The organism is Pseudomonas sp. B21-009, assembly GCF_024749345.1.
Lineage (GTDB): Bacteria > Pseudomonadota > Gammaproteobacteria > Pseudomonadales > Pseudomonadaceae > Aquipseudomonas.
This window is the reverse complement of record NZ_CP087199.1, coordinates 2,660,661-2,673,003: the sequence shown is the minus strand read 5'-3', so window position 1 is coordinate 2,673,003 and position 12,343 is coordinate 2,660,661. Positions and strand designations below refer to the sequence as shown.

Below are 12,343 nucleotides of genomic sequence, written 5' to 3'. Positions count from 1 at the left end.
GCACCATGAGTGCTTTGAGCAAGATCCAGGATCGCATCCAGCGCAAAGGACTGCGTAATACCCTCAACGCCGGGGTCAAGCGTTACCTGTTCTACCACTGGGAACTGCTGTGGATGGAGCGCGACCTGGTCAGCCCCGTGCCGCCGCACAAACTCAAACCCTACCCGCCGCTGCGGGTCGAGCCGATCACCGTGCACAACGTGCGGGCTTTCGCCAAACACTTTGGCGACCGCATCGAGACCATGCGCGAGCTGGCCGCCGAGGGCCACACCGGGCTGATGTTCCTCGATGACGCGGGTGACGTGGTGGCATTCATCTGGGGCAGCCTGCGCCACTACCACGACCGCCACTTCTACGGCTGCTGGTTCCCGGTCGAGCCCGGGCAGTTCTTTGAATTTGGCGGCGAGCTGGCGCGCAAGTACTGGGGCACCGAGCTTTCGGTCGACCTGCAGCTGGAGCTGTGGAAGGCCATGGCCGCCCAGGGCTGCGACACCGTGGTGGACGTGTGTGAAAGCCACAACATCCCGGCGCTCAAGCTGCACCTGCGCATGGGCTATAAGGAACAAGGACGGGTGATGAATGTGTACTGCCTGTTCGGCCGCTGGAAGTTCTACCGCGAAACCCGCTACAGCGAATCGCGCCTGGAGCCCCTGCGCAAACCTGAAGCAAGCCCCGCCCCGGCCACGGTGACCTGAACCCATGAGCCTTGAACTGCAGTGGTACCCGTCGCTGGCGGCGGCGGACTTCCCCGCCGCCGACTACGAGCAACTGCGCCAGCAACTGGCCGACAGCACGCCGTTCAACCACCTGGGCTGGCTGCTGGCGGCCGAAGCGGCACTGACGGCCGGGCAACAACTGCAGGTGCTGGTGGGCCGCGACCAGGGCCGGTTGTGCCTGTGCCTGCCGCTGGTGCGCGGCACTGAGCGCTTCGGCCCATTGACCGCGCAGGTGGTGCGCCACCTGGGCTACCCGCTCAGCGACCGCATCGCCCTGCTCTGCGACCTGCCGGCCAAAGCGGCCGCGCAGGTGTTACGGGCGATCCGCAAGCAACTGCCCCATGCCCTGCTGCAACTGGACGAAGTGCCCGACGACGCGGCAACCCACAGCCTGCTCAGCCGCTGGGCAAGGCGCAGCTCTACCCATGAGCAGCGCCTGAACTGCCGGGTGCCGGTGCACCGCATCGTGCCCGAAGACCGTCAGGAAATCAGCGGCGACCCGCGCTACAAACTGCGCCGCGCGCGTAAGCGCATTGCCGCCTGCGGCGCCCAGGTACGCCGGGTGATCCCGGATGCAAACACCATTACGCCACTGCTCGATGCCATCAGCGCCGTCGAAGAGCTCAGCTGGAAAGGCGACGACGAGGTCGGCATCTTCTCTGGCCGCCTGCGCCGCCAATGGATGTACCAGGCTTTCACCGCCCTGGCGGCCCAGGGCCTGGTGCGCATGGTGCTGCTGGAGCTCGATGGCCGCTGCATCAGCTACCGCCTGGGGGTGTTCGAGCGCGGCCGGGTGTACGACTACAACCTGGCCTTCGTGCCCGCCTATGCCGAGCTTGGCAGCGGCCGGGTGCTGCTCGAAGAATGGATTCACTGGGGCCTGGACGACGGCTGGGAGTGGGTCGACGCCTCGCGGGTGAGCCTGCACAACTCCAGCCACCAACTGCACGAACGCATGAGCGGCGCCGTTGAACACCAGCGGCAAAGCTTCTACAGCTGGCGCCCCAGCGGCCTGGCCCTGGGCCTGGCCTTGCGCCTGTGGCAACGCTTCAAGCCACAGTTGCAACGCCTGCGCCAAAAAACCTCGGCCACAGCCGCCGAGCCCGACTCGCCACAGGAGAACCCGGATGCCCTCACAGGTCATAGTCAACGCTGACGACTTCGGCCTCAGCGCCCACACCAACGCGGTCATCCTGCATGCCTTCCAGGCCGGGCTGATCAGCTCGGCCACGGCCATGGCCAATATGCCGGCCTTCAGCGCCGCCTGCAGCCTGGCGCAACTGCCGGCCTTGCGCGGGCGCATCGGCCTGCACTTCAACCTCACCTACGGCCGGCCGCTGAGCCAAGCCATTCGCCAGCAGCCACGCTTCTGCGCGCCCAACGGCGAATTCGACCTGCGCCTGAAACAACGCACCCTGCGCCTGAGCCGCGCCGAGCGCGAGGCAGTCGAGCAGGAACTGCAGGCGCAGTGGCAACACTGCCTGAACCAGGGCCTGATGCCCAGCCACCTGGACTCGCACCAGCACGTGCACAACATCTGGCCGATCGGCGTGATTGTCGCCCGCTTTGCGGCACGTGAAGGCGTTGCGGTGCGGCTGGCGCGCAACCTCGGGCACAACATCGGGCCGCTGAAGCGGGTGTTCAAAACGTTGCTTAATCGGCGCTTGAAGCAGTTGGCGGGGGCGACGGCGGATTATGTATGTACGCCGGCGGATTTACGCGCGGGGTTGGCGCCGGCGGATGGGTTGCTGGAGGTGGTGGCGCATCCGAGTGCGTTGGGGGGGCATGATTTTGGGGATGCTTATTTGGGCAGTGGGGAGTCGCTAAAAACACTGCTCGAACAACGCCTGTCTGGAGTGCCGCGTATTAGCTACAACACTGTAGAGGCAGAGCAGCGGAGCCAAGCTATACCCATGCGCTGAATCAAATTAATGACCAGAAACCGGAATACTCGCCGGTTTCTGGTATGTTAGGGGACAGCCTGTGGGCAGTTCTGGTTACGCTACTGTCTACGATTGCCCGAACCACTCATGGCTAGCTTTACCAAAATCAAATTATCAAGTGTAAACCATGTGTTGATAGTTTGGATTATAGAAAACATGCTGAGGCATAGGATTCGCCCCATAGTAGGGTGGAGCGGACGCATAACTGGTAGCCGGTGGCAAGGTATAGTTATACAGAAGTCGTTCGTCATTTATCCCATAGCAATATGCATGTATGTAATGTCCTGATCCCTTCTCGATCGCATTCAGATCGCTCGCAAACATTGAACGGATGTCGGTAACAAATATTTGTCGTTTGTTCAAAGCCTGCTGAACACTAGGCTCTTGATCAAAGGCATCAAGCGCCCCATAATCTCCATTATCGCGATAATAGAAATCAAACTCATTAAGAGCGGGATCTCTTACTGCTGTAGGTCTTCCCGTTGGCGTTACCGCGTCCAGCCAATTATTACCGTCCCGGCGCCCGTGCACACCTGTCAAAATGTGAACATCACTTGTCGAGCCCCTTCGAGCAATTTGTCTCAAAGGAGTCATTACTTGACCGCCTGTGATTGAAGTGTCAGCACCCCAGATATGTCTGACCCCGCCACCGTATGTAGGTGAAGGCATCGATATTTGATGCCAGTGTGTCGATCGCGTACCTCGAGGCATAACAGGGACGTACTGATTTACATTCGAGAAATAATGCGCTCGATATTGCTCTCCGGCCCCCGCTGCAACACGGCCAACGCCCCGAGCGGCTAGTTTCGATGCCCCAAATGCGCCAACGGCAGAAGCGATCCCCAACCCCAAGCCAACGTAGCCCAGCGTTTCAGACAATTTTGGATCACTTTCCTCCAGCGCGGTCGACGCTATCTCAAAAGCCGAGGCAACAAGCGCCAGGCCTGTGACCGATAGCGACACCAGTAGCGAACTTGCCCCTGTAAAAGGTGCTAGCAGTAGCCCGGCGACAGCTAGCCCCAAGCGGAACTCGCGGGTGTACATAAGCGGATACGTTGAAACGTAGGTGTAATGTGCAACTTCCCGGTGGCCACTGGGATCGTGAAAGTTGACCGGGTCTCCAGCGCAATAAGCGTAACTAACTGCACCTACAGGTCCAAATGGATACCAGCTATCGGGAGACTGAAAGGACATGTACTCCGGATTGTAAATCCGTTCACTGCCCAGGTAATAAGTACCGTCCAACAGCTTCGCTTCGCCCTTGAAACCTAACCAACTACTGTTACCACCAATGCCGTACGGAGAATAAGTATGGTAGGTGACTACTTTGGATCGATTGACCGTTGCGAATACAGTGCCAGCCGAGTCCCGCAGCTCGAAGCTGGTCTCCGAGGCATCAGTTTTATCCACGCTGTTTCGGATGCGTGAGTGATGCACATAGCACCCTTTACTATCATTGAGAAGGGTTTGATCGTGTCGCTCCCCCCCCATTATTGATGAACGAGCATAGACGCTTCCGCCACGATAGTGAAATTGCGCCCCATAGGGGACATTATTACCGCCAACCAAGTACATACCCCGTACTCGCCCCAGGTCGTCATACCCCAGCTCCATACCTGTATAATTTATGGCTGTATAATCAACACGCTTGACTTTACCATTAGCGTAATAGCTGACCCCGTTATATATCCAACGTCCTTGAGCGTCACTGGAAATAACATCACTACTATGTTTTTTCAACAGACCCGGTTTATCTGGATCGAATTCACGGTTAATAACCGGACTCCACTGATATGTATCGGTGGCGCTTTTAACTTGTGTAGGTTGGGTTTGCACCACATTACCTAATATATCGTAGGTGAACGTCTGCTCATTCACCGGCGTCGATGAGTATAAAAACGCCTTGTTGGTGCCGTTCCACTTAAGCAACCGCCCCTGGCTGTTGTACTGGTATTGGTCACTGGAGTGTTCCTGGTCATCCAGGCTTAGAACACTTTTAGTCAGACGACCGTCCAGCGCCAGTTCACGTGTCAGCTTATGGGTGGCAAGACCGTCGAGTGAAAAAGTTCGGGAGGTTTCGTTTCCCGTCAGGTCATAGTCGTAAACTGTGGTCATGCTATGACCGCCGAGCAGGTCTTGGACTGTCTCCTGCTGCACGTGACCGTCGTCACGATACGTCAACGTCGTTTTACAAGCAGCGCTAGCCGTCTCCTTCACTCGCCCGAAGGCATCATAGACATAGGAAGTGGTGTAGCCCGCCACGTCAGTAATACTCAGCAACCGGCCGCGATAGCTATAGGTACTTGAGGTCGTTAGCGTATCCGAGCCATTGCCTGTCTGGGTAGCTTGGACCGGGCAGGTCTCAGTGTAGATACAAGCCGTTGAATCTATCTCGGCTTTATAACCCTTGATCGCCCCTGGCTTTTCAAGTTTAGCTGTACTACCCCAGTTAGATGCGCCCTTGAATACAAATGCCTGTTGCGTGCCATTGATAGTACGCGATGTGATCCGCCCCAGCACATCTACCTGCTGTGTGCCTAAGGTGACGCTGGACTCCGTCGCCTCAGTTCCCTCCGTGGCTTCAGTGATGCTAACCAGTTTCGCTTCAGCCGCTGCTGAACTGAGACCGTTGCCCGAGTAACTGTTACGAATAAGCCTACCGTTATCGTTTTGTTTGACGAGCCGGCCGAAGTGGTCGTATTCATACGTAGTTGCAAACGATGTGCCCCCGCTCGTTCCTGTCTTTCCAATAGGCAATCCATCGACACCATAGTCAGTAACGATAGCGCTTAGTTCGGTTTCAACGCCCGCCTTGACGCGATAACTTTTGACTGAAAGGGGTTTGCCGAAACGGTCGAACGCGGTCTGTACCTTTAACCTTCCATTCGCTTTCTCTCCAAGGCCGGACGTTGTGGTCAGGGTTCGCTCGCCGGCCGCAAACGATTGTTCATACGCGAACGTACCGCACGCCATCCGTGTGGTGTGATTGTTGCGCATCCAAGTGACTGTCTGGCTATCAAGCGACACACCCTTGCCATCCTTTAACGCGTAGGTGATTTCGCAGGTGTGTAGCGCGTCCTTATAATTATATAGTGTCTCGAGCGTGCTGATCCTCTTACCGGCACTGTCATAATCATGCTCAATGGTGTGGGATGGGCGACCGCGGGAATCGCACTTCGAACTGCCCATTTCCAGCCAGGTCTCCCCGTCCTTGGCTTCAGCTCGCCGCTGTATCAAGCCCGAAAAACTGGATTCCATCCAGATGGCGGCCTTGGACAGGACATCTTGCGTCACGTAGTTTCTTTTCCCCTTCTCGACTACGTCTACATGGAACAGGGTATCACTGAGAGTCTCTGCGCCGCTCGTGATGGTGGTTCGAGTAACCTTGCCACGGTTGTCATATTCATGCGCAGTGCTCATACCCTCTGTGTCGGTGCTCTGACAAAGCCGCCCACTCAGGCTTGAGCAGGTACGACTGGAGCTCACTTCAAGTGGGTCGGCAGTTTTGACAACGGTCTTCGTTGTAATAGTGTGCTTGGCGCTGTCGCTGCTGAACTCAAAGGTGGTACTGACTGTCGACGCCTCTTTCTTCTTGCCCTTATCATCCAGCCAGTACGTAGTGATCGCCTTGACCTGCCCAAAACCTGCACTGCTTACGACATTATCGTAGGCCAGGGCCTCCACTTGCATGGTGTCCGATTGGTAAGGGGTCTTAAGCTTATAACCAGTACGATTGAACTTACTTTGGGCATCTAGCAGCGTGTTCAGATCGGCCAAAGCCGTTCTAGAGGCATCTCTATCTTCGTCGGAAGCTTTCTTGTCTGCGATTCGGGCATTCAGATTATCAATGTAGGCTTTTGCTGCTGCTTGGGCCACAATCAGTTGTGCAGCAGATACATCAACTTCCTCATACGCCGGCTGGACAACCGTTAGTTTTACCGATGGCACCACAACATGGGTGCGGGAAAGCCCTGGGTGTTTGACGGGTGTGAATTTCTCGTAGCCAAAATAGGTCAATTGCTGGACGTGTTTACTTTCGCCAGACTTACGATAGACAAGTTCAGATTCAACATGAGGCGACACCCCCTCAGCACTGCCAGGATAGTTGATATCAATAGGCAGATTGAAAGATGTTTTGGCATAGTTACTACCCGTAGGTGCAGTACTAACCTTCGTGTGTGTCACCGTGTGCCAGGTCAGGCCGCTGTCGCCAAAAATCAAGAAGCCCCAGCCGATAGGATTAGCGTAATCCGCTAACACTGGCGCCCAGGTGGCAGGCCAGTTCCCCACATTTGCAGTACTTACGCGCTCCGGCGTTAAACTAACGGTGTATTGATCGTAGTCATTAAAATAGGTCCACTCGCTGACCTGATCGCCCTCCTGAAGAAATATCAGGTTGCCTCGTGCATCATACTTCTGCAACGTTGTTTCAGCTTCCGCGGCACCGGCTTTGATGGACGTGGTGACTGTTGCCGTCATGAGTGCCTTATCGATAGCAACTTCCCGCGTCTCGGTGGTTGTCTGTCCATTGGCAATCGAAGTAATGGCTTTGATACCACTAGCATTGAACTCGTAGATCCGCCGCTCAATTTCGTTGGGTTTGGTGTTGCCCAACGTGTACACCACCGTCACTCTATCGCCAGCATAATTATAATTTGCCACCAGTGGTTCATACCCACCACCCGCGGTACCCACCCAATTACTCGCCGGTTTCATGGCGTAGCTTTTTACCTGTTCAAGCTCGTTGTATGCGATCAACTCAGCGTCAATGCGTACCGTCCTGTCGAATGTGTGCAATATATCGTAGTGTGCTTTGGCATCAACACGATTTATTCTTTTATTTAAAGTATCTATCTGATACTCGAGTTCATCCGCATCAATCCCCGCACCCTTGAAGCTGACGATTATTGCGTTTTCTTCATAGGTAATGGACCCAGTGAATTGCTCATCGGTATTGGGAAATACCACCAGGCTCTTTATTCTATGCACTCCGGCTTTGTCGGCAGCCCACGTTGCTACCAACAAGTCCGTTGCCCCCTCCTTAACGCCCACTAGCCTCGGTTGGGATTTCCGATCTTCCCAGGTGAACTCTAGCGAGCGCCCGGAGGGAAAAACCAATGATTTCAGGAACACTTTGGAGTCCGTCCCGGACTCTCCGCCTCCCGAGCACTCAAAGACATGGGCAACACCATTCTTGGCGATTAACGCTACACACCTGTCTTCAGTTTCGTGCGATTTGAATGAACCCTTTTTTGACAGCTCATCACGTTCAGCCTGCGTTAATTTATCAAGTTCCGCCTCAGTTAAGGTATCTTGTTTATCGAGTAGCGCCGCCAAATCCCGTTTGGCTTTGACAAACGCAAGCGCGTCCACTACCAGCCCCGCACCGCGCGCGAGCCCAGTACCATCCATTTCGATATCCAAATCCAGTGGTACTGCACCTGGCAAAGGCACGCCCCTCAACTCAAACTTAAAATGTTGATGAGTGCCTGAAATGTGCCAAGTGCCATGCGGCATGAAGTTTAAAACTGGCTCAATTAAATCACTGGTCAGGCACACATCATACACGGGCTCTCGGCCGTGCATCAAAAGGCTCGCTAACGACAGCCGGAGAGCGCCCTGCCCTGTACGCTCGTCGATATGAATCACTCTATTCATGACACCAGCATAGTTAGCAGACACATTCCCTGGCGACGCGTTTGCAGCAGGTGTGACTATCGACGCGTCATTGTTCAGCTCACTACCATGCAAATGCACTTGCGTTACTTCTTTAACCTTGCCCTGAATGAGCTTATAAATAGACTCCGCCGTATTTCTCGTAGTATCGACAATAATCTTGAATGTATCCGTACCGCCCAACGCGCCCACGCCCACCTGAGCGATCGTTTTGTCAGCACTTATGGACACTGTCCAAACTTCAATACCTGACAATGCAGGAGCTGTTTTACTCTCATCAAACAACCCTGGCACGAGGTGGATATTGGTTGCACTCACATCGCCGCTGCGGACCTCAGCGCGACTCGTTGCCGATCGACTGAGTGTGCTGGCGGGTGGATTTTGTAATTGAAATACTACGGCGCCGGCACAGGAATACCTCAATGTAGAGTCCGCCGGGTCAAGCGACGCCAAATCCCGGCCCACCCGGAGATTGGCAAACCTGCTGTCATAGGCGTTAAACACCATGTCTGGATTGGTTTGCAAGAGGAACAACAGTCGATCATACAAGACCGGATCAAGTTCAGAGCGCAGGTGATCTAAGGCTTCGGAATCTTTGTTGAAATAATCCGCCCACTCGCTATTCCCTTGAATAGGTTTATGCAACTGCTGATCTTCGATAGGGTATCCGTAATGACTTTGAATAAATTGTGCAACTGCCTGATCATCCTGAAAATATCGATCCCCCCCGGTTTCACCTTGCAACCCCGGAAAGTCAGGATAATCACCCCTGGACAGCATGGCGTAGAGGAATTCTGAGCTGTTCAGAAACTCGGGTTGGGCGAGCCGGTAGTCTTTCCGATTGTCGCTATGCACTTCTTTATAGCTGTCGATTGTCCCTCGCATCCAGGCGGAACCCATTGGTCGCTGGTACTCACCAACCGGCTGGTCGTCGTCCAGCATCAATTCACCCTCGCGGTAAACTTCTACCTCTTTTGTACCTGCCAGCCCTTGGATTAGTTGATGGACTAATTTGCCGCTGTTTCGCTCGGTATCGACTACAATTTTATGGAACGTCCAGCCGGCCTCCATTGACTTTGGCTGTACACCGACTCTGGCAGTTTTTTTGTCTGCACTTAACATCACCCACCAGGTATGAACTCCGTCGAGCGCCGGAAACTCGGTATATTCATCAGCTAACCCGGGCACTAGCCACACACAATCGGCCTTTTGTTCCGCACCTTGGTTAGATAACTTGAAAATCGCGTCACCGGCACTACCAAATCCCAATGTTGAATCGGCCGCGTTCAATGCAGCGTAGTGCTGCCCCACCACCAGGTTGGCGAAGCGCTTATCAAATGCCTCCAGTACGCTGCGCGGTTTGCGTCGGAAGTTCTCCAGGCGATTGTTGAACAACGCATCGCTCAGGGGTGAACGGGGCCGCAGTTCGCTGTCTTTTTGTGGGTCAAAACGCGAAATAAGGGCCTGAGGGCCGAACTGGGCATCTTTGTAGGTTTCAATCGAGTAATCGGTTGCGAACGTTTCATTGAAGTAGGCGATCAACGCCGCATCATTACCCAATGGTGGCTCTGCCTGATCCGCTGGAACGGGCTCATTGAAGGTGGCGGGAAGTTCACCGCGCAGGTAGTCCCGCAAGAACAAGTCGAAGTGTCGGGTAAACTCTGGATAAATTAAGGGATGCTGCTGGCCTTGTATATCCGTGACTTGCTTGTGGTCATGAACGGTGCCGCGGACCCAACTGAAGTTACTGGTCTGGGTGCCGGGGATGCTAGGGATCAGGCTATCGTCATCGACAATGTCTTTGCCCCCGGCTGTCACGCTCAATGCCGCTCCGGTGCCACCGAAAATAGTCGCAAACGCACGCAGGAAGTTGTGCAACGTCTTGCCCGTATTCTTACGGGTGTCGACAATAAAGTGGTAACGCACCTTGAACTCACTACCGGCCGCAAAGGTTGTACCAATCTCGACCCGTGACATGTCGCTGGTGAAGGAGGCCAACCACACTTCAACGCCTTCAAGCACTGGCATGTAGGCGCCGCGATAGAACACACCGGGCAACAGCCAGACATCATCGGCTAGGATATCCTGGTTGGTTTCTACAGGATGAAAAATGACTGATGATCCAGAGCACGAGTAACCGAAGCTGGATTCGCGGGGATCAAAGGCACAGTTGAAAGTACTGTTACGCATGTTTTCGAAGCGGTCGTCGTACGCTCTGATCACGGCCTGCGGGTTTTTCTTCAACACTGCCAGGCGCCTGGCCATCTCATTGGTATTGACCATCGGCTGCGGGTAGGTTTGCTGGATTCGGTTGATATCGTTCTTCAAGTAGAAATCGAGGAGCGCGGCGCCGAACAGTGGCTCTGCTGCCTGGGCAGCGTCGAAGTCCTTGAAGTCGCTGGCAAACGTATCATTGAAAAAGCTGACCATCGCTGCCGGAGAACTTAATGTCTCCAGTGGCTCGGGCGTTTCATGTTTACGGTACTGCAAGGCAAACTCATGACTCAACAGACGCTTCAGATAGTCTCCACTATGAAGGAAGTATGGATAGACCAGATCATAGTGAAACCCGTCATCGCCAATGACTTGTTTGTGATCAAACACTGTACCGCGGAGCCAAAGTGTAGAACTACTCATGACCGCTTCCTCACATTCGACACAACTTTATTGATAGTTACGAACTAGTTTGCAGCCACACGCCTGGCTCTGGCTAACCAGACCCAGGACTACCGGCAATTAAACAAGCAATGAACTTTGTTTTTAAGCTTGAGACGCTGGAACCGTCTCAGGTTACTTTGACCCAGGGGCTTTCCGTGGTACCGCCAACACTAATCAGTCCACCTACAATATCCGACAGCGCGACGATCCCTGATAACGACTGGAATTGCCGGTCGCGCCCGGCCATCGCACCGACAATATAGCCGTGGGCAGGATTCAGCCCGATGAATGCAATTGCACACTCGCTACCGGCCGGATCTTTGTAATGAAAGTTTCCCGTTATTTGGTATACGCGGCTGGCCGTTTCTACAGTTCCAAAAAAAGTACCGGCTTCGTCATCAATTGATTCAGATGGAATGATTAATGTTGCGCCAGCAAGATCATCACGATAATGCCCAGCCAACAGGCTGCTAGACGCTAGTTTAATACCTGTACCCGTTCCCTTGCGCGGACCGGTATCAATCGGCGCTCCGGTATCAGGATCAATTTCGGGATCGGTTCCGGTCCCTGTATCGCTGTGTGCGGTGCAGCCCCCTTTGTAAGGTGGTTTCTCACAATTGATAAACCATTTACCAAACCAGAATTCGTTGTAGGTGTGCCCGGACGCGGGGTCTTTAAACCACCCTTCAGGGGTCAACGGTTCAGTTGGCTTGGTTGGGTCCGTTGGTTTGGTCGGGTCGGTCGGGTCGGTGGGCTTGGGCAGCTCGGGTTGGCGGGGGCTGTCAGGAATTACGATCCATTGAAAGAAGGGCATTCTACTAACTCCTAAACCTGTTCGGGAATACAGCAGTTTCCATCGATGTCGCCAAAATAGATTGCCCCCCCTTTCGCCCCTTCGCTACTGACAAAAATGATAGTTTTATCATGCAACCAGATGTAAAGAGGGCCCGGCAGACGGCGCGAAGCAGGGCACTTTTCTACGTCAACGCTGTCGTTGATTGCTCGCCCGAGTAGGCTATAGTTGCGTCGACCACACAAAGCCCTTCCCCGCCTCGCTGCTGTACTGCACAGCTTCAGCAATGGTCGAACTGGCACAAGGCAAATACAGCAACGCATGCACCAGCGGGCGGATCGGGAACAGGCTTTTTCATGGTCAACTCCGAGTGTATTTGGGACCGGAACACTCGGAAACCCGGCAGGGCCGAGGCACTCCCACGAACAGCTGCCATAAAACAGACGGCCACCTCTGGCGACGACGCCAGCCAGCACTGGAAGTCTCGACCCTTCACTGACCAGCGCGGTCAGCAATAACTACCACCCTCCCCCAATCCCGCCATCGTCTCCTGTCGG

At 54.6% G+C, this 12,343-nt stretch carries 5 protein-coding genes; 3 read left to right on the top strand and 2 right to left on the bottom strand.

Features of this window, described 5'->3' with window-relative positions:
- Positions 1 to 5: 5 nt before the first annotated feature.
- The 3 genes from LOY34_RS12215 to LOY34_RS12205 are packed head-to-tail and all read left to right on the top strand — an operon-like array spanning position 6 to position 2,638.
- The gene (locus LOY34_RS12215; RefSeq protein WP_195883924.1) at positions 6 to 695 is read left to right on the top strand and encodes an N-acetyltransferase; all 690 of its coding nucleotides are present in this window, start codon (positions 6 to 8) and stop codon (positions 693 to 695) included.
- Between the two features lie 4 nt (positions 696 to 699).
- Entirely contained in the window at positions 700 to 1,872 is a 1,173-nt protein-coding gene (locus LOY34_RS12210) for a GNAT family N-acetyltransferase (protein WP_195883923.1), read from the top strand.
- Entirely contained in the window at positions 1,844 to 2,638 is a 795-nt protein-coding gene (locus LOY34_RS12205) for a carbohydrate deacetylase (protein WP_195883922.1), read from the top strand. Before LOY34_RS12210 ends, LOY34_RS12205 begins: the two co-directional genes overlap by 29 nt.
- Before the next feature lie 135 nt (positions 2,639 to 2,773).
- Here LOY34_RS12205 and LOY34_RS12200 read toward each other — a convergent pair whose 3' ends face one another.
- Both LOY34_RS12200 and LOY34_RS12195 read right to left on the bottom strand, forming a co-directional pair.
- Positions 2,774 to 10,972 carry an RHS repeat-associated core domain-containing protein gene (locus tag LOY34_RS12200; RefSeq protein ID WP_258664919.1) on the bottom strand — a complete coding sequence of 2,733 codons (8,199 nt, stop codon included), beginning with the start codon at positions 10,970 to 10,972 and terminating at the stop codon, positions 2,774 to 2,776.
- A gap of 148 nt (positions 10,973 to 11,120) precedes the next feature.
- Positions 11,121 to 11,807 carry a hypothetical protein gene (locus tag LOY34_RS12195; protein ID WP_258664916.1) on the bottom strand — a complete coding sequence of 229 codons (687 nt, stop codon included), beginning with the start codon at positions 11,805 to 11,807 and terminating at the stop codon, positions 11,121 to 11,123.
- Positions 11,808 to 12,343: the final 536 nt, after the last annotated feature.

What these genes read in the sequence shown, in the direction of transcription:
- LOY34_RS12200 (WP_258664919.1), bottom strand. Translation starts at nt 10,972, where the DNA reads ATGAGTAGTTCTACACTTTGGCTCCGCGGTACAGTGTTTGATCACAAA.
- LOY34_RS12215 (WP_195883924.1), top strand. Translation starts at nt 6, where the DNA reads ATGAGTGCTTTGAGCAAGATCCAGGATCGCATCCAGCGCAAAGGACTG.
- LOY34_RS12210 (WP_195883923.1), top strand. Translation starts at nt 700, where the DNA reads ATGAGCCTTGAACTGCAGTGGTACCCGTCGCTGGCGGCGGCGGACTTC.
- LOY34_RS12205 (WP_195883922.1), top strand. Translation starts at nt 1,844, where the DNA reads ATGCCCTCACAGGTCATAGTCAACGCTGACGACTTCGGCCTCAGCGCC.
- LOY34_RS12195 (WP_258664916.1), bottom strand. Translation starts at nt 11,807, where the DNA reads ATGCCCTTCTTTCAATGGATCGTAATTCCTGACAGCCCCCGCCAACCC.